General features: G+C 35.4%; 18 protein-coding genes and 1 other RNA gene. 10 read left to right on the top strand and 9 right to left on the bottom strand.

From position 1 onward, the window contains the following. Positions 1-13: 13 nt before the first annotated feature. Positions 14-442: a protease complex subunit PrcB family protein gene (locus ACAM30_RS00545; protein ID WP_369616733.1), complete on the top strand. Its 429-nt coding sequence runs from the start codon at positions 14-16 to the stop codon at positions 440-442. Positions 443-654: 212 nt separating this feature from the next. Here ACAM30_RS00545 and ACAM30_RS00540 read toward each other — a convergent pair whose 3' ends face one another. Together ACAM30_RS00540 and ACAM30_RS00535 are read right to left on the bottom strand one after the other, a co-directional pair. Then, positions 655-1,152: a hypothetical protein gene (locus tag ACAM30_RS00540; protein ID WP_369616732.1), complete on the bottom strand. Its 498-nt coding sequence runs from the start codon at positions 1,150-1,152 to the stop codon at positions 655-657. 152 nt (positions 1,153-1,304) lie between these two features. Next, complete coding sequence (locus ACAM30_RS00535) at positions 1,305-2,129, bottom strand: UDP-2,3-diacylglucosamine diphosphatase (RefSeq protein ID WP_017497648.1); 825 nt, start codon at positions 2,127-2,129, stop codon at positions 1,305-1,307. 188 nt (positions 2,130-2,317) lie between these two features. Between ACAM30_RS00535 and aroC the strand changes: the two genes are divergently transcribed. The 3 genes from aroC to ACAM30_RS00520 all read left to right on the top strand — a co-directional run bounded on the left by aroC (position 2,318) and on the right by ACAM30_RS00520 (position 7,030). Continuing rightward, positions 2,318-3,379, top strand: coding sequence for a chorismate synthase (gene aroC, locus ACAM30_RS00530; RefSeq protein WP_017497647.1), 1,062 nt, complete (start codon positions 2,318-2,320; stop codon positions 3,377-3,379). Between the two features lie 50 nt (positions 3,380-3,429). After that, positions 3,430-4,716 carry a dicarboxylate/amino acid:cation symporter gene (locus tag ACAM30_RS00525; RefSeq protein ID WP_369616731.1) on the top strand — a complete coding sequence of 429 codons (1,287 nt, stop codon included), beginning with the start codon at positions 3,430-3,432 and terminating at the stop codon, positions 4,714-4,716. Between the two features lie 127 nt (positions 4,717-4,843). After that, complete coding sequence (locus ACAM30_RS00520; RefSeq protein ID WP_369616730.1) at positions 4,844-7,030, top strand: response regulator; 2,187 nt, start codon at positions 4,844-4,846, stop codon at positions 7,028-7,030. On the opposite strand, the gene ACAM30_RS00515 is transcribed toward ACAM30_RS00520, so the two are convergent. Beyond that, positions 7,027-8,277, bottom strand: a complete 1,251-nt coding sequence (locus ACAM30_RS00515; protein ID WP_369616729.1) for a DEAD/DEAH box helicase — start codon at positions 8,275-8,277, stop codon at positions 7,027-7,029. The two genes, ACAM30_RS00520 and ACAM30_RS00515, sit on opposite strands and share 4 nt — an antisense overlap. Before the next feature lie 137 nt (positions 8,278-8,414). Beyond that, on the bottom strand, positions 8,415-9,452 hold the full coding sequence (locus ACAM30_RS00510; RefSeq protein WP_369616728.1) for a formimidoylglutamase: 1,038 nt from the start codon (positions 9,450-9,452) through the stop codon (positions 8,415-8,417). Between the two features lie 97 nt (positions 9,453-9,549). Between ACAM30_RS00510 and ACAM30_RS00505 the strand changes: the two genes are divergently transcribed. Continuing rightward, the gene (locus ACAM30_RS00505) at positions 9,550-10,428 is read left to right on the top strand and encodes a hypothetical protein (RefSeq protein ID WP_017497642.1); all 879 of its coding nucleotides are present in this window, start codon (positions 9,550-9,552) and stop codon (positions 10,426-10,428) included. Positions 10,429-10,502: 74 nt separating this feature from the next. Here the strand turns inward: ACAM30_RS00505 and hutI are convergent, their stop codons facing one another. After that, positions 10,503-11,741: an imidazolonepropionase gene (gene hutI, locus ACAM30_RS00500; protein WP_369616727.1), complete on the bottom strand. Its 1,239-nt coding sequence runs from the start codon at positions 11,739-11,741 to the stop codon at positions 10,503-10,505. Positions 11,742-11,841: 100 nt separating this feature from the next. Continuing rightward, the gene (locus ACAM30_RS00495) at positions 11,842-12,894 is read right to left on the bottom strand and encodes a glutaminyl-peptide cyclotransferase (protein WP_369616726.1); all 1,053 of its coding nucleotides are present in this window, start codon (positions 12,892-12,894) and stop codon (positions 11,842-11,844) included. 88 nt (positions 12,895-12,982) lie between these two features. Between ACAM30_RS00495 and ffs the strand changes: the two genes are divergently transcribed. From ffs to fsa, 3 genes are all read left to right on the top strand, one after another. After that, an RNA gene (gene ffs, locus ACAM30_RS00490) (signal recognition particle sRNA small type) lies at positions 12,983-13,080 on the top strand. Between the two features lie 285 nt (positions 13,081-13,365). Next, complete coding sequence (locus ACAM30_RS00485; RefSeq protein WP_369616725.1) at positions 13,366-14,169, top strand: SDR family oxidoreductase; 804 nt, start codon at positions 13,366-13,368, stop codon at positions 14,167-14,169. 44 nt (positions 14,170-14,213) lie between these two features. Beyond that, entirely contained in the window at positions 14,214-14,870 is a 657-nt protein-coding gene (gene fsa, locus ACAM30_RS00480) for a fructose-6-phosphate aldolase (protein ID WP_017497638.1), read from the top strand. A 198-nt stretch (positions 14,871-15,068) separates the two neighbouring features. Here fsa and ACAM30_RS00475 read toward each other — a convergent pair whose 3' ends face one another. From ACAM30_RS00475 to ACAM30_RS00465, 3 genes are all read right to left on the bottom strand, one after another. Continuing rightward, positions 15,069-16,538 carry an MFS transporter gene (locus ACAM30_RS00475; protein ID WP_369616724.1) on the bottom strand — a complete coding sequence of 490 codons (1,470 nt, stop codon included), beginning with the start codon at positions 16,536-16,538 and terminating at the stop codon, positions 15,069-15,071. A gap of 176 nt (positions 16,539-16,714) precedes the next feature. Further along, a complete protein-coding gene (locus tag ACAM30_RS00470; RefSeq protein ID WP_369616723.1) occupies positions 16,715-17,416 on the bottom strand; it encodes a LytR/AlgR family response regulator transcription factor in 702 nt (233 codons plus the stop codon). Beyond that, on the bottom strand, positions 17,406-18,458 hold the full coding sequence (locus ACAM30_RS00465; RefSeq protein WP_369616722.1) for a sensor histidine kinase: 1,053 nt from the start codon (positions 18,456-18,458) through the stop codon (positions 17,406-17,408). Before ACAM30_RS00465 ends, ACAM30_RS00470 begins: the two co-directional genes overlap by 11 nt. A gap of 421 nt (positions 18,459-18,879) precedes the next feature. Between ACAM30_RS00465 and ACAM30_RS00460 the strand changes: the two genes are divergently transcribed. Together ACAM30_RS00460 and ACAM30_RS00455 are read left to right on the top strand one after the other, a co-directional pair. Continuing rightward, complete coding sequence (locus ACAM30_RS00460; protein WP_369616721.1) at positions 18,880-21,912, top strand: SusC/RagA family TonB-linked outer membrane protein; 3,033 nt, start codon at positions 18,880-18,882, stop codon at positions 21,910-21,912. Positions 21,913-21,922: 10 nt separating this feature from the next. After that, entirely contained in the window at positions 21,923-23,506 is a 1,584-nt protein-coding gene (locus tag ACAM30_RS00455) for a RagB/SusD family nutrient uptake outer membrane protein (RefSeq protein ID WP_369616720.1), read from the top strand. The last annotated feature ends 100 nt before the right edge of the window (positions 23,507-23,606 follow it).

Here is a 23,606-nt window from a genome sequence, read left to right as displayed (position 1 = left end):
AAAGTTAACGTAAATGAAAAAAGTAATTTCGGTACTGGTGATTCTGGTTTTAGTTTCTTGCGGGGTTAAGAAAAACTCTGACGGAAGTTCTAAAATTTTGTACGAAGTTCTCACAGAGCAATCTGACGGAGGAGGTAATATCAAGTTTTTTGAAATTCTGACGGAACCTAACGAAATCAGAATGCTGGAAAATGATCCTCATCTGAAAGCAAAAATGAAACAGGACGATATCAGTAATTCAAATTATGTAATTCTGAATATGGGAGAAAAGAATACTGGTGGTTATTCTATCGGTGTTGAAAAAGTGGAAGAAACAGATAAAAATATCATCATCACTGTTAAAGAAAATAATCCCGCTGCAGATGCTATGGTAACACAGGCTATTACATATCCGTACACTGTAATCAAAGTACATTCTAAGAAAGAGATTATCGTGAAGTGAGTTGTGAGTTGTGAGTTGTGAGTTGCGATTTTCTTCCGATTGTGAGGCTGAGCACTGTCAGACTAAGCGAAGTCAGACTGAACACTGTCAGGCTGAGCGAAGTCGAAGCCCGAAGCCCGAAGCCCTGTAACCGTTTTACATTTTAAAACATAAAAAGAAACCTGTCGCGTTAAAAACGACAGGTTTCTTTTTATAATTATTTTTGTCTTTAATTAGAATCTGAATTTCACTCCTAAACCAACGTCAAATCCAAAATTGTCATCGTCATAATATCCGGAACCAATTTCAGGTCTCGCGTCTAATGATAAAGTAATAGGTGCTTCTTTAAATCTGTATTCTATACCAATATCACCGGCCGCGAAAACATACGTTCCGTTGTCTTTGTATCTGTTGTTGTTGGTATAGTAGTCGTGATTCCAGGTTGCAAGACCTCCACCAACACCAGCATACCAGTTGAAACCGCCATCAATATTCCAAACCCATTGATAAAGCGCTACTCCTTTAATAGCATCAACGTTGCTGCTGTTTCTCCATCCTAAATCAAATTCCAGTCTGTTTTTTTGGTTTAATCCTAACTGATAAGATACTTCTCCTCCAAAACCGTTATTATCTCCTAAGCGGATACCAAGGGCATGTTTCGAAATTTCTTGTGATTGTGCCGTAAACGCTAAGCCTAATAGCATTAGGGCAGATAAAATGATTTTTTTCATAAAAAATGGTTATTAATTTTTGTCAAATTTAATCCTCACTATAATTTTGAAACGTATAGGATTATTAAAAATTGTTATATAATTCACATTTTTTAGAAACTAAAAAGGAGGTTGAAAGTAGTTTTTTGTGATAGGCAAGTGTGTTTAGAAGTTTATTTGTTTAGAATGATGGTAGAAATTAACTGCGAACTTAGTGTGTCCTCCATTTCAAAAAGATTTTCTTCCTCGGTAAAATTACTTTCGGCATAGGAGTATAATTTCCATCGCTTTTTATGGTATTCCAATGCGGTAAGATTTTCAACCCAATCTCCTGAATTAAGGTATAAAGTTGATCCGTGTTTGTTTTCTTTGGTGACGATTTTCGGTTCGTGTATGTGCCCGCAGATGACGTAATCGTATTTTTTTTCAATGGCCAGATCAGTAGCAGTAGTTTCGAAATCAGAGATAAATTTAACCGCTTTTTTCACACTGGCTTTTATCTTTTTAGAGAAGGAGTAAGGTTCGCGTCCCAGTTTTGCAAGGCACCAGTTAGCAAATCGATTGCTTAGAATCAGGTAATCGTATCCTAATCCTCCTAGTTTTGCGATCCATTTAGAGTGTTGCACAGAAGCATCAAAAACATCTCCATGGAAAATCCATGCTTTTTTATCGTCCAGTTCCAGTACTAATTTATCGACCAGGGCAAAATTTCCCATATTCATATCACTGAATTTTCGAAGAATTTCATCATGGTTTCCAGTGATGTAATATACTTTCGTTCCTTTAGAAGCCATGCCGATAATACGCTGAATGACTCTTAAATGTGCTTTTGGAAAGTATGATTTTCTAAACTGCCAGGCGTCAATAATGTCGCCGTTCAGGACTAATGTTTTAGGCTTTATGCTTGATAAATAGTTGTTTAGTTCTTTAGCGTGACTTCCGTAAGTTCCTAAATGGACATCTGATATAATGACCAATTCAACATTTCGTTTTTTCAATTTTTCTTTTTTTGAAGTTTAACAAATGAAAGAAACTCTTGTGAGAGAAGTTTTATGAAATGGTTACCAATTTGGCTGCAATTTTAATAAATTGTGATTTTTAATCCCCTTAACCTTTGCTTAATAATACCAATTTTAAATTTTTTAATTTAATTCATAAAACTTACATTTGCTCAAAACTAATTACAATGGCAGGAAATAGCTACGGCAATTTATATAAAGTTACCACATTTGGAGAATCTCATGGTGAAGCTTTAGGCGGAATTATAGATGGTTGTCCATCAGGAATTGAACTTGATTTAGATGCAATTGAAGTTGAAATGTCCAGAAGAAAGCCCGGACAATCGGCAATTGTAACACAACGTAAAGAACCGGATGCAGTTCAGTTTTTATCGGGTATTTTTGAAGGTAAAACTACCGGAACGCCTATTGGTTTTATTATTCCGAATACCAATCAAAAATCAGACGATTACTCGCACATCAAAGACAACTACAGACCTAGTCATGCTGATTATGTCTACGATCAGAAGTATGGTTTTCGTGACTACCGAGGCGGTGGAAGAAGTTCTGCAAGAGAAACGGCAAGCAGAGTAGTTGCGGGAGCGATAGCAAAACAAATGCTTCCCGAAATAAAAATTAATGCCTATGTTTCTTCGGTTGGTCCAATTCATTTAGATACACCTTATCAGGATTTGGATTTTTCTAAAATAGAGAGTAATCCTGTTCGTTGTCCGGATGAAAAATCGGCAGCGATTATGGAAGAATATATTCGTGATATCCGCAAACAAGGAGATACCGTTGGAGGTGTAGTTTCCTGTGTTATTCAAAATGTGCCGGTTGGATTAGGAGAACCGGTTTTTGATAAACTGCATGCTGAATTAGGAAAAGCAATGCTTTCTATCAATGCGGTTAAAGGTTTTGAATACGGAAGCGGATTTTCAGGTTCTGAGATGAAAGGAAGCGAACACAACGATTTATACAATCCTGACGGAACTACAAAAACAAATCTTTCCGGAGGAATTCAGGGTGGAATTAGCAACGGTATGGATATTTATTTCAGAGTAGCCTTCAAACCTGTTGCGACTATCATGCAGACTCAGGATTCATTAGACAATAAAGGAAATATTACACCTATGACCGGTAAAGGCCGTCATGATCCGTGTGTAGTGCCTCGCGCAGTGCCAATTGTTGAAGCAATGGCAGCGATTGTTTTGGCTGATTTTTATCTAATCAACAAAACATATTTATAAAAGTTAAGACAGTGAGGGTTTTAACATTTTAATTTAAAACAAACAAATTAATGCAAGAAGTTACAGAAACTAAAAAGAAATCTTTTCTTAAAGGATTAACAGGGCAGATTATTATTGCAATGGTTCTTGGAGCCGCTTTGGGAATAATTTTACACAATTCGATTTCGCCTGAGGCAGCACAATCTTTCAGCAATAAAATAAAAATGCTTGCAACGATCTTTATCAGATTGGTGCAGATGATTATTTCTCCACTAGTATTTACCACTTTAGTTGTAGGTATCGCAAAACTTGGAGATATCAAAACTGTGGGAAGAATTGGAGGAAAAGCCCTTGGATGGTTTTTTACTGCTTCTTTTATATCCTTATTGATTGGATTGTTTTATGTAAACATTCTGGAGCCGGGTGTAGGTTTAAAACTGGATCACGTTGATATGGCTGCAGCTTCGGAAGTAACGGCTAAAACAAAAACATTATCTGTTGAAAATTTTGTAGAACACATTGTCCCTAAAAGTATCTTTGAAGCAATGGCTACCAATGAAATTTTACAGATTGTAATATTCTCTATCTTCTTTGGATTGGCCGCTGCCTCTTTGGGAAGTACAGTAAAACCAGTGATTAATGCTTTGGATAAAGCGTCACATATCGTTTTAAAAATGGTAAACTATGTAATGAACTTTGCTCCAATTGGAGTTTTCGGAGCCATTGCAGGAGTATTCGCCATAAGGGATGCAGAAGAGTTGGTGATTACCTATTTTAAATTCTTTGGATCATTTTTAATTGGAATCGGAACTTTATGGGTGGTTTTAATTGCAGTAGGGTATCTTTTCCTGAAGGGAAGAATGAACGAGCTTTTAAAGCGTATTACAGGGCCATTGGCGATTGCTTTTGGAACAACCAGTAGTGAAGCTGTTTTTCCAAAATTAACCGAGGAATTGGAAGATTTTGGAGTTAAAGATAAAATTGTATCTTTTATGTTGCCGCTTGGGTATTCGTTTAACCTCGACGGAAGTATGATGTACATGACTTTTGCGAGTATTTTTATTGCTCAGTTTTATGGAGTACATCTGGATTTAGGGACTCAAATGGTGATGCTTTTGGTTTTAATGTTGACCAGTAAAGGTATTGCAGGTGTGCCAAGAGCGAGTTTGGTTGTAGTTGCGGCAACTTGCGGTATGTTTGATATACCGGTTGAAGGAATTGCATTAATTCTGCCAATCGATCACTTCTGCGATATGTTCAGAAGTGCTACGAACGTTTTAGGAAATGCTCTGGCAACATCAGTTGTGGGACAATGGGAGGATGATAAAGATCCTGAAATTGCTTCCGAAAACTTATAATTATTTTCATTCGGGTAAGAAAAAACTTTGAAAAGTTTTAAATTCCAAATAAAAAAGAAGCTGTATTTTTAATAGAAATACAGCTTTTTTTTATTTTTGATGTATATTTGGTCAAATTAGCCTGTTTATGCCCCGAATAAGGATTCTTTTACTGCTACTGGTGTGTCTGAATTGTTTTGCCAATTCGGCCATTGAGCAGTCAGAAACGGTGCCCGAGGCAAAGATCAGTAAGCTGGTTAAAGAGGCCTGGGAAGACTACAAGAAATCAAATTTTGAAAAGTCACTCATCACTTCGCGAATTGCATTAAACTACGCTACCGCAGCTAAGAATAATGATTTAATAGCAAAATCCTATAAAATAATTGCCGGGAATTACAACGAATTGTCGGAATTTGACAAAGCTATTTTCTTCTACAAAAAAGGATTATTTTACGCCGGTAAAACCAATAATGATTCCTTAAAATACAGTCTTCATAATAACCTTGGTAATATTTATTGTTTTGAAAAAAAGCAATTCAACCGGGGAATTAATTATTACAAAAAATCCATAGCCTATAGTTTAAAATTAAACGAGATGCCACAGGTGTATTTTACAAACGTAAATATTGCATGGGCCTATTTTGATATTGGAAAGTTTAGAGAAGGATATCCATTTCTAAAATTTGTCAACGGCAACAAGAGTAAATATGGTGACGAGTCCACAGAAATTGTGGTAAACATGCTAAACGGGATGTATTCGAGTTATCATAATGATTATGAGCTGGCCAATGTTTTTTTTCTAAAAGCAATTCAGGCGGGTAAAAACAGTGAGGAAAGATCGGATTTGTCCTATGCGCATCAGGAGTATTCTAAGTTTCTAAATAAAATAGGGAAGTATGAAGAGGCTTATGAGAATCTGGCTTCATACAATAAGATTACGGAAGAATTGTACAATGAGGAAAAACTTAAAAAAGCCTCTATTGCCGGTTTTAATTTAGAATTAGACGAGTACAAACGACAGATTGATAAGATTGAAAGTGAGAAAGATTCACAGTATCAAAGTCTTAAAAAATCAAGGATTATTGTGGTTTTATTTGTTCTGATTTCTCTGATTCTTTTAGTGCTCATTATTACTCTGATTAAAAATATCAGATTTAAGAAAAAACACAATGCAGAGCTTTTAGAAGCAAAAGAAATTGCAGAAGAAGCCTCGTTATTGAAGACTCAGTTTATTTCGACCATAAGCCATGAATTGCGTACGCCACTGTACGGAGTGGTTGGAATCACCAATATGCTGCTGGAAGAACACAAAGAACTGTCCAGAAGCCAGCATTTGAGTTCGCTGAAATTCTCAGCCCGTTATTTATTGTCATTGGTAAATGATATTCTTCAGATTAATAAGATTGAAGAAAATAAAGTGGTTTTAGAAAATATGACATTCAATATTTCAGATGAAATCATGATGATTAAAAATTCGCTGTCCTTTTTATCGCAAAAGAACAATGATAAAATCAATGTTTCTATTGATCCCTGCATTCCTGAGTATCTGATTGGTGATAAGTTGCGACTTGCTCAGATTTTGATGAATTTGGTTAGTAATGCGCTTAAGTTTACGAAAGACGGCGAAGTTGAAATTATCGTAAAACTCAATCGTTTTGAAGGAAAGATGTATTTTCTGGATTTTTGGGTAAAAGATAACGGAGTAGGAATAGCCGCTGTAGATCAGGATAAAATTTTTGAAAAATTCGTACAGGTTGGAAGAAAAGATGAAGATTATCAGGGAACAGGCTTAGGATTGAGTATTGTAAAGCGATTGTTGGGGCTATTTGGCAGCACGATCGATTTGAAAAGCGAAGTAGGTTTTGGAACTTCATTTTCCTTTACCATTCCGTTTGAATTCGATCCTCAAAAAACAAAACTGATTATTGAAGAAATAGAGGTTGATCTGAGTTCGAATGAGGTGTATAAGATTTTAATTGTAGAAGATAATCTCATCAATCAGCTGGTTACGAAAAAAATTATCGAAAAACACAATTATGTCTGTAAAGTAGTTGATGATGGTTTTGCGGCTTTAAAAATGCTGGAGGACGAAAATTTTGACCTGATTTTAATGGATATTAACATGCCTTTGATGAATGGTTTTGAAACCACGAGAAGGATTCGTTCAAAGGGGCTTAAAACTCCTGTTATAGCGCTTACCGCTTTTGATAAAGATGAGATTACAGATGAAGCGATTTCTTCCGGAATAAATGATATTATTATTAAGCCGTTTGAACCGGTGCGACTTTTTAAAATAATGAATTACTTAATATTGGAAACAAAAAACGCCGGTTAGTACCAGCGTTTTTTATTTTGTTTAGAAGCATTTGATTTTCTTGATTTATGAGCACCACCGCTTCGGTTTGAGTTTCTGGGTTTTTCATCCGTCGCTCCCGGACTTCCCGAATGCCATGGGTAAGGATGATCGGTAATGGTTTTTACATCTACCTTTATTAATTTTTGAATATCTTTCCAGTAAGGCTGCTCGTCTTTTCCGCAAAATGAAATGGCAATTCCTCCGTTTCCGGCACGACCCGTACGTCCAATTCTGTGCACATAAGTCTCCGGAATGTTAGGCAAATCAAAATTAATAACAAAAGGCAATTGGTCAATATCGATTCCTCTTGCAGCAATATCTGTCGCAACAAGCACACCAACTTCTTTGTTTTTAAACGCATCTAAAACACGCTGTCTGGCATTTTGAGATTTATCTCCGTGAATAGCCTCGGCAGGAATGTCTTTTTTGCGAAGCGCTTTTACCACATTGTCAGCACCATGTTTGGTTCTTGAAAAAACCAGAACATTAGACAGATTTTCATTTTTGATTAAATGATACAATAAATTTCTTTTCTCTGTTTTTTCTACAAAGTAAATGCGCTGCTCAACCGTTTCAGCTGTTGATGAAACAGGTGAAACTTCTACTTTTTCAGGGTCTTTCAAAAACATTTCAGCCAGTTCGCGGATGGCAAGCGGCATGGTGGCAGAGAACAATAAAGTTTGCCTGTTTTTAGGAGTCAGTTTTACAATTTTTTTGACATCATTGATAAAACCCATGTCCAGCATCTGATCGGCTTCATCCAGAACTAAAGTGTGTAAATGATCAAGATTCAGGAATCCCTGTTTGTGTAAATCAAGCAAACGGCCTGGGGTTGCAACTAAAATGTCAATTCCATTTTTTAGAGCGTCTACCTGAGGATTTTGTGAAACCCCTCCAAAAATGGTCAATTGTGTCAAGTTGGTATATTTGGCATAAGTGTCAAAACTTTGTCCAATCTGAACCGCTAATTCGCGTGTAGGAGTAACTATAAGAGCACGGACTTGTTTGGCTTTTTTGGATGAGCCTACAATTCGGTGTAATTGATGTATGATTGGAATAGCAAATGCTGCTGTTTTTCCGGTACCGGTTTGTGCACAGCCAATTAAATCTCTTCCTGACAAAACGATCGGGATCGATTGTTCCTGAATTGGGGTAGGATTTAAGTAACCTTCTTCAAATACGGCTTTTTGTATACTTTTTGAGAGTGACAGATCTTCGAATAACATATCTTAACTTATTAAGAATTTAGTTTTAAGTACTAAAATTCAGTACAAAGATAGGTTTATTCGTTTAATCCTTTATTTGAATATTGCTTTATTTGGCAAATGCCTATTTTTTTTGATTATAAAAGTTTCAGTTGAGATTAGATTTTTTCGTTATTCGCTTTAATAAAATCAGTTACTAAATAACCTATTAGCTTGCCAATTAAATTGTTGTTTGGAGAATCGGCTAAATCAGGAGCGCCTTCACAAATATGCAGATAGGTCGCGTTTTTATGCTGTCCGAAAAAGGAAATAAACTGACGTACTTGTTCTACCGAAAAGCCACTGATGGTCATAGCGCTGCTGGCAATGTTTGGAAGAGCATCCAAATCGATTTCGATTCCGAAAGAATCTGTTCTGATGAATTCTAAAGCCAGAGCCATTTCTCTGTCAAAATCTTTTTCCCTGCGAATGCCGACGCTGTCATACGTATTATAACGAACACGGTCTTCGAGTTTTTTGATAATATCTAAAACGCTTTTAGAAGTATAGTTTTCGTGCAGACCAAAAATGAAGTATTTTTTTAAGAAACCTTCTTCGTAGGCATACGAAAAACCGTTACCACTGTGACGTCCTTCAAGAATTCTAAAATCAGAATGCGCATCAAAATTGATAGCGTTAATTGGTTTTCCTTTGGCTAAAGCCGATCCCTTTATATTTCCGTAAGCATTGTTGTGTCCGCCTCCAATAATGATAGGTGTTTTTCCTGCTTTTATGAGGGTAAAGATAATGTGTGAAACCTCTTTGTCTATTTTTTCGACTAACTGACTAAGCTTTGATCGGTCGTCGATATCATTGAAGTCAAGATCTTTGACATCGCGCATTTCCGTAGCAACATCCAACTGTCCTAAAACGATAATCTGACTGCCTTTAGAAAAACGATTGTGCTGAATGTTAGCAATACTTTTCATGGCACTTTCCCATGCCGATGCTGCTCCCGGTCTGCCATAATTGGCACGTACGCCAATATCTTCAGGAATTCCGAAAAGGACATATTTAGCTTCACTTTCTTTAAGAAACTGGATCTTGTCAACTCCTTTAGGAATGACGATCATTTTCTCTCCGAATTTTATTTCACCACTTCTGTGATTGGTAATTTTTGCTAAATCATTAACAGTAAAAGGAATTAGTTTCTCCATGAAAAAAAAAATTTTTCAAAAATAATATAATTGTAGAAACTTACGTTAATACCTTTATATTAATTCTTAAATTTGTTTTAAAGAAAATTTTTTAAATATGGAAAACCCAAAGAACAACAACTCAAGTCTAAAGGCGGTAATCGCAGTTTTAGCAGTCCTACTGATTGGTAGCTTAGTGTATATTTTTAAATTATCATCTGATACAGATGTAGTTAAGACTGAACTTACCACGACAATGACAGAAAAAGAATCTGTTATGAAAGATTTACAGGAATTAAAAGCAACTTACGATGCTGCAATTGCTGAGAATACTTCAATGTCTGATGAGTTAATTCAGGAAAGAGATAAAGTAGTCGCTCTGATGGATGATTTAAATAAATCTAAAGGAGATGTGTCTAAGTACAGATCACAAGTTCAGGCAATGCAAGGTAAAATGAAAACTTTAGTTGCTGAAAACGATGAGTTGAAAAAACAAAATGGTGTTTTAACAGTTCAAAGAGACAGTACAATTGTAGTTTTAGGAGAGTCTAAAAAATACAATGAAGTTTTGGTTGGTCAGAACGAAGAATTAGCTAAAACAGTTGAAAAAGGAGCTAAATTATCAGTATTGAATACTAAAACAATTGCTTACAAAGTAAGAAGTTCGGGTAAACAAATTGAAACTGATAAAGCAAGCCGTGCTGATGTATTGAAAGTAAGCTTTACAATTGCTGAAAATCAAATCGCAAAATCAGGAGATAAAACGTATTATGTTCAGGTTATTGACTCTAAAAACAATGTTTTAGGAGAAAAGAGAACAGAAAGTTTTGGAGACAATACTTTAACGTACAGTTTTAAAACTACTGTTAAATATGAAAATAAAACAGTAAACGTTTCAGAAGATTTAATTGGTAAAGATTTCGAAAAAGGAACTTACTTTATTAACGTTTTTGACAATGACGAATTAGTTTCTAAAACTAGTTTTACTTTAAGATAATACGCCGTTTAGGACAAATACCACTAAAAGTAAAAAAGGTCTGTGATTTTTCACAGACCTTTTTTTATACTTTATTATTTTAGAATTTTTCCTTCAAGAAAAACACTTTCGATTAGATTGCTTCCAAAAGCATAAGGAATTTGATAGTAAGAGGAAACGGGTTTTGTAAGGATCAGATTGGCTTTTTTGCCTTTGGTTATACTTCCATGTGTTTCAGAAATTCCCATCGCGTAGGCACCATTTATGGTGGCGGCATTTATAGCTTCTTCGGGAGTCATTTTCATTTTAATACAAGCTGTTGCAACGACAAAGTTCATGTTTCCGGATGGAGTAGAGCCAGGGTTAAAGTCTGTAGCCAGCGCAATTGGCAGGCCAGCTTTTATCATTTCACGAGCCGGAGTGTAAGGAATGCTTAAAAAATAAGAACAGGATGGTAAAGCAACAGGCATCGTTTCGGTGTTTTTTAAAGCCTCAATGTCTTCCGGGTTCATAATTTCAAGATGATCCACTGAAAGGGCGTTGTATTTGATTCCAGCCTGTATTCCGCCAATAGAATTGAATTGGTTGACATGAATTTTAGGTTTTAATCCAAATTGAATTCCGGCCTCCATGATTTTTTCGGTTTCTTCAACAGAGAAATAGCCGGTTTCACAAAAGGCATCTACATAATCAGCCAGTTTATTTTTGGCAATTTCAGGCAGCATTTTGGTGATGATTTCATCAATATAACCCGCTTTGTTTTCTTTGTAGTGTAAAGGGAAGGCATGTGCTCCTAGAAACGTTGCTTTTATGGCAATTGGATAATTCTGAGCTAATTTTTGAATTACGCGAAGCATTTTGAGCTCACTTTCGACAGTTAGTCCGTAACCCGATTTAATTTCTACAGCTCCGGTTCCCAAATGCATGACTTCTTCTAAACGAAGTTTCGATTGTTCGTAGATTTCCTCTTCAGTGGTTTCATTGAGTTTTTTAGCCGAGTTCAGAATTCCGCCACCACGATTTGCAATTTCTTCATACGAAAATCCATTGATTCGGTCTACAAATTCCTGCTCGCGATTACCTGCGTATACAATGTGGGTATGACTGTCGCACCAAGTAGGCAATACAACTCGTCCAGTTGCATCTATTGTCAGATCGGCATTGGTTTCCGGAAGATTTTCCATCAGGCCGTAATCCTGAATCAGATCGTCTTTTAGAATTAAATAGGCATTTTTCAGCGTTGGAAGTATTGCCATTTCTGCTCCTGATACTTTGGCTATTGAAGTTTCACGAACCTGAAGCAGTTCTTTTATGTTTGTGATAAGAGTCGTCATTATTTTGAGGGATAAAGTAAAAAGCACAAATTTCACAATTATCACACAATAGATTAGTGAAATTCGTGAAATCTGTGTTTAAAAATTTGTTCTTATTGTCTTATTCTGAAACGGTAATTTCGAACATTTTGCTCCAGTTTTTACCGGTAACAAAAATAGTTTTAGTTTTTGGGTTGTAAGCAATTCCGTTTAAAACGTCATCTTTGGTAATGTCTGTCATAAGTTTACGTAATCCTGACATGTCCAGAATTCCTTCAACGGCTCCGGAAGCAGGGTTTACAACAGCAATAGCATCCTTAAACCAAACGTTGGTATAGATTTTTCCATTGATCCATTCCAATTCATTAATGGCTTTAATTTTTGAAGTTCCTGAGTATACGTTGACGTAATCTGTCATTTTTTGTGTTGCAGGGTCCATTTTCCAGATTTTTTCTGTTTTGTCCGTTTGATAAATATATTTCCCATCATTCGTCATTCCCCAGCCTTCGATATCTTTCTCGTAAGCAAAAGTTTTCTCCAGTTTTAAAGTGTTGGCATTATAGATGAAACCTGTTTTGTTTTGCCAGGTCAGCTGAAATAATTTGCCATTGATGAACGTAATTCCTTCTCCAAAGTATTTTTTATCTAAATCAATTTGTTTGAAAACTTTTCCGGTTTTATAATCGTATTTTCTTAAGTAAGAAGCTCCTTCCTGACCGGTACTTTCGTACAAAGTGTCTTTGTAAAACTCCAATCCTTCAGTAAAAGATTGTTTGTCGTGTGGATAGGTGTTGATTACTTTGTATTTTAATAATTTAGGTTCGATGTTAGAAACCAGTTCCACGCGTTTAGTAGCGTCTGAGAAATCCGATCCAAAATAAACGGTAGCTTTTAGGTACTGATATCCTAATCTTTGTTCTTTTAATTCAAATTTGAATTTTTCCGCACCTTTAGTGCTTCCCACTTTTTTATCGTTTACAAAGTAAGCAATGCTGTCGATTTCTTTCGAATTTGGGTTTAAAACACCGATCGAAATGGCTTCCTGAGGTAAAAAATGTGCCGGAAAAGCCGAATCATCGATCGTAAACAAAGAATTTTCACCTTTTTTTGTATCTCCACATCCAATTAATGTGATTCCTAATAAAATGAGAGTTAGGAAGTTATAATTTTTCATAGTTTAAAATTTGAATAAGCCAATATACGATGATAATTTTATAGCAGCAAAGCTCTTGCAAAAATATAAAAAGATTGTATATTTGCACCGGCAAGTCCTACACGACCAGCTCCTGCAGACTCCCCCAGGATGGGAACATAGCAAGGGTACGTGGTTGAGCGGTGCGATGTAGGTCGCTTGCCATTTTTTTTTTTTTTTAGTTCCCGATCTTTCGGGATTTTTTTTTAGAATTAATTTAAAAGTAGTCTTCCTTATGGAGGATTTTTTTATTTTTGACCCTTTTGAAAGTTAGATGTAAAATGTGAGATGTGAAAAGTGAAATGTTATATGCGAAAAGTTTGATGTTTTTTAACTCTCATGGCCTTTCGACTGTAGAAAGGCGTTTCACTTAGGCATTTTACATATAAGATATAACCTATAATGTATACCATTTTACATCTCACATTTTGCATCTCACATATAAATATAAAAATGAGTAAAGTTGTTTTAATTACCGGCGGATCTTCAGGAATTGGAAAGTCGATTGGAGAGTATTTACATCAAAGAGGTTTCGTGGTCTACGGAACAAGCCGTAATCCTGAAAAGGTACAAAACTCTGTCTTTCCTTTGGTCGCTTTAGACGTTCGTAATACAGATTCTATAAAGTCGGCAGTGGACTATATTATTGCAGCTTCCGGAAGACTGGATGTTGTAATTAATAATGCCGGGGTTGGAATTACCGGACCTTTAGAGGAGATTCCGACGGAGGAAATCAAAAATAATTTTGAAACCAATTTTTTTGGACCAATTGAAGTGATGAAAGCGGTTTTGCCTCAAATGCGAAAGCAAAAATCGGGTTTGATTATCAATGTAACTTCGATTGCAGGTTATATGGGATTGCCGTATCGTAGTGTATATTCGGCTTCAAAAGGAGCTTTAGAATTAATTACCGAAGCTTTACGTATGGAGGTGAAGTCGTTTGGAATTGAAATTACAAATGTGGCACCGGGTGATTTTGCTACAAATATTGCTGCAGGTCGTTATCATGCGCCGGTGGTGAAAGGTTCAGCTTACGAAAAAGTGTATGGCGATATTCTTGCAACGATGAACGAACATGTTGATGCAGGAGGGAATCCGAATGAAATGGCCGAAGCTGTTTATAAAATCATCCAACAGGAAAAACCAAAAGTACATTATAAAGTAGGGGCTTTTATGCAGAAGTTCTCGATTGTTTTAAAACGTGCCTTACCGGATAAAGTTTATGAAAAAATGCTGATGAATCATTATAAGTTGTAATTTTGCACGAAATTTTTAAACACACAATTAAATATAAATAGATTATGAAATTTTTTATTGACACGGCTAATTTAGCTCAGATTAAAGAAGCACAGGCTTTAGGAGTTTTGGATGGTGTAACCACTAACCCATCATTGATGGCTAAAGAAGGAATTACCGGAAAAAACAACATTTTGAAGCACTATGTTGATATCTGTAATTTGGTTGAAGGAGATGTAAGTGCTGAAGTAAATGCGCTGGATTTTGACGGAATGGTTAAGGAAGGTGAGGAGCTGGCTGAATTGCATGACCAAATCGTGGTAAAATTGCCTATGACGAAAGAGGGGGTTATGGCGGCAAAATATTTTTCTGATAAAGGAATTAAAACGAATGTAACTCTTGTGTTTTCAGTAGGACAAGCTATTCTGGCTGCAAAGGCTGGAGCAACTTATGTATCTCCGTTTGTGGGACGTTTAGATGATGTTTCAACTGACGGATTGAATTTAATCGAAGAGATTAGATTGGTATATGATAACTACGGTTACGAAACTCAAATTTTAGCAGCTTCTGTGCGTCACACTATGCACATTGTAAACTGTGCTAAAATTGGTGCTGATGTAATGACAGGGCCTCTTTCTGCAATTTACGGATTGTTGAAACACCCGTTAACAGATATTGGATTGGCTCAGTTTGTAGCTGATTTCGAAAAAGGAAACAAGTAGTCCTTAGCTAATAAAAACTTAAAAACGCCATTTTTCAATAGAAAGATGGCGCTTTTTTTATGAAAACCGAACAGGTTTCAAAAACCTGTCCGGTTTGTTGTGTATAGGGAAGTAGTACTAAAAAAAAACAAATCTCAAATTCCAAACGCTCACTAAAGGTTTGGAATTTGAGATTTGAAATTTAAAATTTTACTCAGTTTAGTGACCTCCGCCACCACCTTCAACGTGGTTGATTCCTTGTTGTTTTAAAATTTTAGGGCAATAGAAACCGTAGAATCCTAAATAAGCAAAACCAAGAAGAGGAACGATGTAGGAGAAGTGCGTCCATGTAATTCCAAAAATTCCGTTTGGATTTGTAAGGTCAATATCACAGATGCTTCCCTGAATTAAAGGAATAACTCCGCCTCCAAGAATCATCATGATTAAGAATGAAGATGCTTTTCCAGTGTTTTTACCTAAACCGGCAATCGCTAAATCGAAAATAGACGGCCACATGATAGATAAGAATAAACCTCCTGAAATAAAGAAGAATTTAGCAATTTGCGGATCTGGCCAAACCAATCCGGCCAACATCATCAATACACCGGAAATTCCGAAAAGCATTAATGTTTTACCGGCATTTTTACCTCCAACAAAACTTACTGCTATAAATAATAAAATCCAGATTGGGTAAATGTAGAAAGAAGATACGTCATGCGCTGCAAAAACATTAGCTCCAATGATTACTCCGAAAGCGGCTGCCGGAACAATAAATTTAAGAGCTGTATTTACTAAGTTTGAAGTGTTGAAAACGTTAACCCCGCCATTCCAGCGGCCGATCATTAAACTTCCCCAGTAAAGAGCTATAAATGGGGCAATAGCATCTTCCAGAATGTTGCCAAATTCATGTGTGTGTAATAAAGCAGGAAGGTTACTGATAATGGTTACCTCTGTACCTACGTAGATAAAGATCCCTAACATTCCCAGGTAAAGCTGTGGGTAGTCTAGTATGTTGAATTTTTCGTGAGCTACTTTAACTTCTTCTTCGTCTTCTTTTGCAGGATCTTCAATTTTGGAGAAGTTCATGAAAACGGCTACTATGATAAAAGCAAGTCCAAGAATAATAAAAGGCAGTTTAATGTCCTCTAAAGAAAGAGCTGTTTTTTTGTTGTCTCCCATTCCGAATAAAGCGATTCCCAGTAAGATAGCGCCAATTGTAGTCCCGAAAGAGTTAATCCCGCCTGCTAAAGTCAAACGGTGTGCACCTGTTGTAGGGCTTCCCATTTTAATGGCAAGAGGATTGGCAACAATTTGCTGGATGGAGAATCCTAATCCTACTGTAAATAAAGCAGTTAAGAAGAAAGGAAAGCTTTCCATTGATGCAGCGGGAACGAATAAAAATGATCCAACGGCAGATAAGAGTAAACCGGCAGAAAGTGTTTTTTTGTATCCAAATTTTTGGAGAACATCTAATTTTAGGGATACCAGAAAGAAAATCAATGATCCTACGAAGTACGCCGCATAAAAAGCCCAGGCTACTAATTGTGATTGTACTTGCGATAAGGTGAATACTTTCTTGAAAACAGGAATCAGGATGTCATTGGCAGAACCAACAAAACCCCAAAAGAAGAAAACAATTATCAACGAGATAAACTGTCCCCATTTGGTTTGAACATTTTCTGAACTCATAATTTAAGAGGTTAATTTTTTATTTTATTGTTTTTTGAAGACCGTAAATATATTTGTTAAGTGTATCAAAAAAAAATAAAAAGCCACAAATAATGTTAAATTTAAACCAACGACATTATTTTTTCAACAATGTGTTAGTTTTTACTGAGTTACAAAAACGATTTAGGAAGCTGAATTTATTCCAGAATTTTGTTTTTTACTTCTTTGCTGTAGTTTCTTCCAATTGGAATGGTGTAGGATTGTATCTGAATACGATTACCCTCGATGGATTTCACTTTGTTGAGTGCAATTACGTATGATTTGTGAATGCGCAGGAATCGGTCAGCCGGTAGTTCTTCTGATAAAGAAGTTAGAGATTTATGTGTGATATAAGTTTTGTCCGAAGTCACTACTTTTATATATTCTTTCATGCCTTCGACAAACAGAATTTCTTCAATATTAATTTTCATCATTTTTTTATCGACTTTAATAAAAATATGAGAGTCTCCTTTTACGGTTTCGACTTTAATATTGTTTTTTAAATTGTATTCTGTGGTGATTTTATTAATGCACTTTATAAATCTTGGCAGTGGGATTGGTTTTACTAAATAATCCAGAACATCCAAGTCGTAGCTTTCGGCGGCAAATTCTCTAAAGGCAGTTGTAATAATGACTTTGGTTTTGTTTTCGATCAGACTGATAAGTTCGAATCCTGTCATCATAGGCATGTTGATGTCTAAGAATACAGCATCGACAGTGGTACTGTTTATAAAATCAAGCGCTTCCAAAGAATTATTAAATGTGCCAATTATTTCAAAATCTGTAAAATTGGTAAAATAATTTTGCAGGACTTTGATTGCTAAAGGCTCATCATCAACCAACACACATTTAATTTTCATTATTAAGAGGTATTTGCAAACGGATTATATAGTAATTTAATTTGATTGTGTTTTTCAGACTAAAATCGTTTTTGTAAATCAGTTTTAATCTTTTTTTGGTATTTGCCAGGCCAATACCACCTTTCGAGTTAAGATTTTGTGAAATTACAAAATTATTTAAGATTTCAAAATCTAACATTTTATTGTCGATAACTTTACAGTTGATTTTGATCTTTATGTTGTTGTTATTGACTCCGCCATGTTTAAAGGCATTTTCTACCAATGAAATAAAGATTAACGGAGGCACTACAATATCCTCGATATTCGATTCCAGGTTGATTGTAACTTCAACATTTTCAAAACGTAACTTCTCGATTTCGATATAATTTTGAATATAATCAATTTCTTTAATCAAGGGAACAGATTTAGTTCCTTTGACATCATACAAAACATACTCCATCAAATTGGACAGTTTTAAGATTACGTCCGGAACTTTATCTGAAGATTCAAGTGACAAAGCATAGAGGTTATTCAATGTATTAAAAAAGAAATGAGGCTGAATTTGATTTTCCAAATATTTTAGTTTGATCTTAAACTGATTTTCTCTTAATGATCGGTTTCTTTCCCGTTCTCGCAACCAGGTTAGTGTTAGGTAAACAGACGATGCCATGGCAACAACATACAATTCTCCGATGCAGACTGCCAGTACGTGGTTAATGTCGAAGGTGTGATATTCACGGTTCGCTTCCGGCCATATATTTTCGGATATAATATAATAGGTAAGACCGGTTTTTATTAAATAGATAGCCAACAGGCTTGCAACCATCGAAAAGGTGTACTGAATGTACTTTTGTTTTAGCACCAGACGAGGAACCAGTACAAATAAATTAAAATAGACTAATGGAATGTGTAAAGAGAATTCGATCAGGTTTGATTTGAACGAATAGGAGTAGTCATTAAAGTAGGCTCCCCATCTTAAAAAGTTAAGAGTAAAATAGCAGCTCCAAAACCAAACATGATTTTTAAGTTTAATGTCAAATTTCAATTTTCGTATTTCGTTCAACTTTTGGCTACTAGTTAATAGGGATTTTCTTTAGCTTAAATATGATGCAACTTTAAACAATTACTTTTTAAAACGCAATTCTTTTAAATAAAATTTTATGAAAAAAGAGATGTGTTGAGTTTTTCTAATGAGGTAACGTTTTCGTAAAGCATATTTTGAAGTATTGGCTATAGTTTTGTTATAAATGACCTTAAGATGTTAATGATTATTAAATGATTGTTTAATAAAAGTGATTTTTTTTGTAGTAAATTTTTATTTTGTTGTAAAATTTTACCAGAAAATGGCTAGAAAACGTTTTCGAATAGCATATTATTGATTGTTTTATGTCGTTGGTTTAAATTTTAATGTTGTTTGTATAAAATATTTTTTTTAACAATCCCTTAAGAATAATTTTACCCTATAACTAACAAAATAAATTAACATGAAAAAAATTTTCTTAATCTTTATGATTGTTTTTACGGCGCAGGTTTCGCTTGCTCAGGTAAAAAATATTAAAGGTGTGATTACAGATTCTGATGGAATGCCATTGCCAGGGGCTTCCGTTGCAGTACAAGGAGGTCAAAAGGGAACTACTTCTGATTTTGACGGGGTGTACTCGATTGAAGTTCAAAAAGGACAGACTTTAGTTTTTACTTATGTTGGTCTTGAAACACAATCAATAGTTGTAGGTGATGCTGCTACAATTAATGTTAAAATGCTACAAGCGGCATCAAATGCACTTACAGAAGTTGTTGTAACTTCATTAGGTATTAAGAAAACAAGAAAATCTTTAACTTATGCGGCTCAGGAACTTAAAGGGGAAGAGCTAACACGTGTAAGAGATGCGAACGTTATCAATACAATTGCAGGTAAAATTGCGGGTGTTGCTGTAACAAAAAGTTCTGCGGGTACCGGTGGTTCTACAAAAGTAGATATTCGTGGAAGCTCTTCAGCAACAAACAACCAGCCTTTGTACGTTATTGATGGTATTCCGATGTTAAACTCGGGTTCAGGTCAGCCAAATGATACTTTTGGTAGTTTAAATGGTGGTAACCGTGATGGTGGAGATGTTGTGTCTTTAATTAATCCGGATGATTATGATGGAATGACGGTTCTTAAAGGAGCAGCTGCTTCTGTATTATATGGATCGCAAGGAGCAAATGGGGTAATTTTACTTTCATCTAAAAAAGGAAAAGCAGGACAGTCAAGTTTTTCAGGTTCGTCTGTAACTACTTTTGAATCGGCGGCTTATTTACCAAAGTTCCAAACAGATTATGCTGCAAGAAAAGGTGAAGATGAGTCTTGGGGAGCGAAGCAAAGCGTAAAAGATCATGTTAAAGATTTCTTTCAAACAGGAGTTACTCAGATTACATCTGTAGGATATTCTGCTGCAACTGAAAATTCTTCTACAGCATTGACTTATGCTAATACATCAGGATCAGGGATTATTCCAGGTAACGGAATTAAGAGAAATAACTTTGGAATTCGTCAAACGGCAAAGTTTTTTGATAATAAACTTACAGTAGGGGTAACTGGAAATTATACTACACAATCAATTGCAAATAAACCGGTAAATGGTCTTTATTTTAACCCGCTTACAGGAGTTTATTTAATGCCAAGAGGAAATGATTTCAATTATTATAAAAATAATTATGAAGTTTTTAATCCGACCAGAAATTTAATGGCTCAAAACTGGATGACGAACAGAGATATTATGCAAAACCCATATTGGGCTATTAACAGAAATAAATCTGAAGACACAAACACTTTCTTTAACGGAGCAATTTCAGCTTCATACAAAGCAAATGAATGGTTAACAATTGCTTCAAGATATAGTTATAACAGAGTTGACAGTGGATTTGAAAAGAGAATTTTTGCTACTACTCAAGGAACACTTTCTCACGCTAATGGTAGATACATTAGTAATGATGCTGTAAGTACTCAGCGTTATGGAGATTTAATTGCTACGATCAATACAAAATTCAGTGATGATTTTTCATTTAATGCTAACATTGGTACAAGTATAACAAATACGATGACGAATGACAGAACGATTTTAGATTCTGGAATTGGTGCCGGATTAAAAATTACAAACTGGTTTACACTTAACAATTTTGTAAACAATACAGGAAATTATCAGACTATTGATTCAAAAAGAGAAATACAGTCTGTATTTGCAGCTACTACATTGGGGTACAAAGAAATGTTATTCTTAGATGTTGCAGCTAGAAATGACTGGTCTTCTACTTTAGTGAATACTAATAAAGGATCTTATTTTTACCCGTCTGTAGGTTTGACAGGTATACTTAGCGAGATGTTCAAAATGCCGGAGTCAATTAGTTTTGCAAAAGTTCGTGCAACTTATGCTCAGGTTGGTAATGACGTTGCTGCTTTTGTTACTACTCCTGTAGATTTATATGTTCCGGGTAATAATAGTACACAACCTCAGGTTGGATTACAAAGAGGAACTACTTTAAAACCAGAATTAAAATCAGAGTATGAATTTGGTACAGAGTGGAGATTCCTTAACAACAGATTTGGTATTGAGCTTTCATACTACAATTCAACGACAAAAAATCAATATTTCCAATCTGCTGCGCCGGACGGAAGCCCTGAGGGGGTTAGATTTTATGGATTTAATGCCGGAAGTATCGAAAATAAAGGTTTTGAAGTTGTATTAAATGCTGGTATTGTTAAAGGAGATAAATTCTCATGGGATTCATCTGTGAACTTTTCTCAAAATAAAAATAAAGTAAAAGAACTTCCTGCATCATCTAAAGGAATCGTGAATTTGACTGTTCCTGGAGTTAATAACTACCAATACTCTTTAATTGAAGGAAGACCGTTTGGTGTTATCATGGGGAAAAATATCCTAAAAGATGATCAGGGTAGAATTTTATTAGATAAAGATGGTAAAATTCAAGGTACTGATGGTTTTACTGAAGTTGGTAATTCAAATCCTGATTTCATGTTAGGTTTCTCTAACACTTTCAAAGTTGGTTCTTTCTTTGCAAATGTTTTAATTGATGGACGTTTTGGTGGTAATGTTATGAGTATGACTGAAGCTCAAAATGATTTCTTCGGAGTTTCTAAAGCAACAGGTGATGCCAGAAACGCAGGAGGAGTTCCAGTAAATGCAATTAAACCAGACGGGACTGTAGTAACTAATATACCTGCGGAAGAATATTACAAAAAAGTTGGAGGTAGAGATGGAATTACAGGTGAATATGTGTATAAAGCGACAAATGTAAGTGTAAGAGAGATTTCTGTAGGATACACTTTCAATCCTAAAAAACTTCCTGTTTTCCAAACAGCTTCTATTTCATTAATTGCAAGAAACTTATTCTTTATATACAAAGACGCTCCTTTTGATCCAAACATTGCATTAAGTACAGGAGAGGGACTACAAGGTATTGATATCTATGGTTTACCTTCTACCAGAAGTATTGGTCTTAATTTAAATGTAACTTTCTAAATTAAAAAAAATGAAACTAAATAACATAAAAAAAACAGCTATCTGTATGTCATTTCTTGCTGCAGTAGGTTGTACAGGTAATTTTGATGAAATTAATACTAACCCTAATGGTTTCAGCAATGATCAATTAAAGGATGATTTTAATGACATCAAAAAAGGATTTGCTCCGATGTTTAACAACATTCAGGTTTTAGGGGATCAGCTTGAGTCTCAGTATCAATTACAACAGAATTTAAATGCAGATATTTGGTCAGGTTATATGGCTACTCCAACTCCTTTTAGAGGTGGAAGTAACAATACAACTTACGACTTAATTGACGGATGGAACAATGCCATTTGGACAAATGCTTATCCTACTGTAATGTTCAACGCATACGATATTGCAAATAAAACAAAAGGAAAATTTGACCATTTTTATGCACTTTCTCTTATTTTGAAAGTAGAGGGAATGCATCGTATTACAGACATTTTTGGGCCTATCATTTATTCGCAATATGGTAAAAATGCACCAATTGCTTATGATTCTCAGGAAGAAGTATACAACCAGATGTTTAGCGAGTTAGACTTTGCTGTAGATGAATTAACGAAAAGAGCAGATGCCGGAGAACCTTTTGTATTTAAAGATGCGGATTTGTCTGGTTACGAAGGAAATTACACTTCATGGGTAAAATTTGCCAATACTTTACGTCTGAGATTAGCAATGCGTATTGTAAAAGTGAAACCGGCTTTAGCAAAAGCTCAGGCTGAAAAAGCAGTAGCTCATAAGTTTGGAGTGTTTACTGCAAAGAAAGACGCGTTTAAAATTGTATCTCCAACTTTTACAAATCCTATCGCCACAATTAGTGGTTCATGGTTAGACATCAGAATGTCTGCTGATATGGAGTCTATTTTAAAAGGATACAACGATCCTAGAATGCCAATTTATTTTGATAAATCAAATCAGTTTGCGGGTCAGTTTAAAGGAATTCGTACTGGTATAGCTATTGGAGGAAAAGGAGATCGTGAGAATTTTTCAGGTATTGGAGAAGTTGTAAGATCGAAAACAATTTATTTAGTAACAACGGCTGAAGCTTATTTCTTAAGAGCAGAAGGAGCTTTAAGAGGCTGGAACATGGGAGGTGATGCTAAATCATTATACGAAGCAGGTATTCAGGCGTCATTTGACCAAAGAGAAGCTTCTGGTATTGCTAAATACTTAACGGATAATACGAGTTTACCTGTAGCATATGTTGATCCTGTTGCTGCTGTGAACAATTCAGCTCCGGTAAATAATATCACTATTGCATGGGATGATGCAGCTACAAATGAGGTGAAATTACAAAGAATTATTACTCAAAAATGGATTGCTGGTTTCCCGGAAGGTCAGGAAGCATGGTCTGATTACAGAAGAACAGGATATCCAAAACTATTCCCTGTAGTGGTAAATAATAGTGGAGGAAAAATTACTACAGAACTTGGACCTCGAAGAATCAACTTTACTTCAAATGAAGTCCTGAACAATAAAGAGGGAGTTGCAACTGGTGTAGCTAAGTTAGGTGGTCCGGATAACGGAGGAACCAGACTTTGGTGGGATGTTAATGCTCCAAATTTCTAAAAAAAATAATCAAAGAATTAAAAGAATTTAAGTTTGGTTAGTAAATGGCGTAGACAACGCGAGTTGTTTATGCCATTTCATAAACCAAAACTGTAATTAT

This window comes from Flavobacterium sp. CFS9 (assembly GCF_041154745.1).
In the GTDB taxonomy this organism is placed as follows: Bacteria; Bacteroidota; Bacteroidia; order Flavobacteriales; family Flavobacteriaceae; genus Flavobacterium.
Note: the sequence above shows the minus strand (reverse complement) of the source record. Positions and strands in the feature narration are given on the sequence as shown.

Excerpts from the sequence above, each read along its gene's own strand:
- ACAM30_RS00545 (WP_369616733.1), top strand. The coding sequence starts at position 14 with ATGAAAAAAGTAATTTCGGTACTGGTGATTCTGGTTTTAGTTTCTTGC.
- ACAM30_RS00540 (WP_369616732.1), bottom strand. The coding sequence starts at position 1,152 with ATGAAAAAAATCATTTTATCTGCCCTAATGCTATTAGGCTTAGCGTTT.
- aroC (WP_017497647.1), top strand. The coding sequence starts at position 2,318 with ATGGCAGGAAATAGCTACGGCAATTTATATAAAGTTACCACATTTGGA.
- ACAM30_RS00525 (WP_369616731.1), top strand. The coding sequence starts at position 3,430 with ATGCAAGAAGTTACAGAAACTAAAAAGAAATCTTTTCTTAAAGGATTA.
- ACAM30_RS00520 (WP_369616730.1), top strand. The coding sequence starts at position 4,844 with ATGCCCCGAATAAGGATTCTTTTACTGCTACTGGTGTGTCTGAATTGT.
- ACAM30_RS00515 (WP_369616729.1), bottom strand. The coding sequence starts at position 8,277 with ATGTTATTCGAAGATCTGTCACTCTCAAAAAGTATACAAAAAGCCGTA.
- ACAM30_RS00510 (WP_369616728.1), bottom strand. The coding sequence starts at position 9,452 with ATGGAGAAACTAATTCCTTTTACTGTTAATGATTTAGCAAAAATTACC.
- ACAM30_RS00505 (WP_017497642.1), top strand. The coding sequence starts at position 9,550 with ATGGAAAACCCAAAGAACAACAACTCAAGTCTAAAGGCGGTAATCGCA.
- hutI (WP_369616727.1), bottom strand. The coding sequence starts at position 11,741 with ATGACGACTCTTATCACAAACATAAAAGAACTGCTTCAGGTTCGTGAA.
- ACAM30_RS00495 (WP_369616726.1), bottom strand. The coding sequence starts at position 12,894 with ATGAAAAATTATAACTTCCTAACTCTCATTTTATTAGGAATCACATTA.
- ACAM30_RS00485 (WP_369616725.1), top strand. The coding sequence starts at position 13,366 with ATGAGTAAAGTTGTTTTAATTACCGGCGGATCTTCAGGAATTGGAAAG.
- fsa (WP_017497638.1), top strand. The coding sequence starts at position 14,214 with ATGAAATTTTTTATTGACACGGCTAATTTAGCTCAGATTAAAGAAGCA.
- ACAM30_RS00475 (WP_369616724.1), bottom strand. The coding sequence starts at position 16,538 with ATGAGTTCAGAAAATGTTCAAACCAAATGGGGACAGTTTATCTCGTTG.
- ACAM30_RS00470 (WP_369616723.1), bottom strand. The coding sequence starts at position 17,416 with ATGAAAATTAAATGTGTGTTGGTTGATGATGAGCCTTTAGCAATCAAA.
- ACAM30_RS00460 (WP_369616721.1), top strand. The coding sequence starts at position 18,880 with ATGAAAAAAATTTTCTTAATCTTTATGATTGTTTTTACGGCGCAGGTT.
- ACAM30_RS00455 (WP_369616720.1), top strand. The coding sequence starts at position 21,923 with ATGAAACTAAATAACATAAAAAAAACAGCTATCTGTATGTCATTTCTT.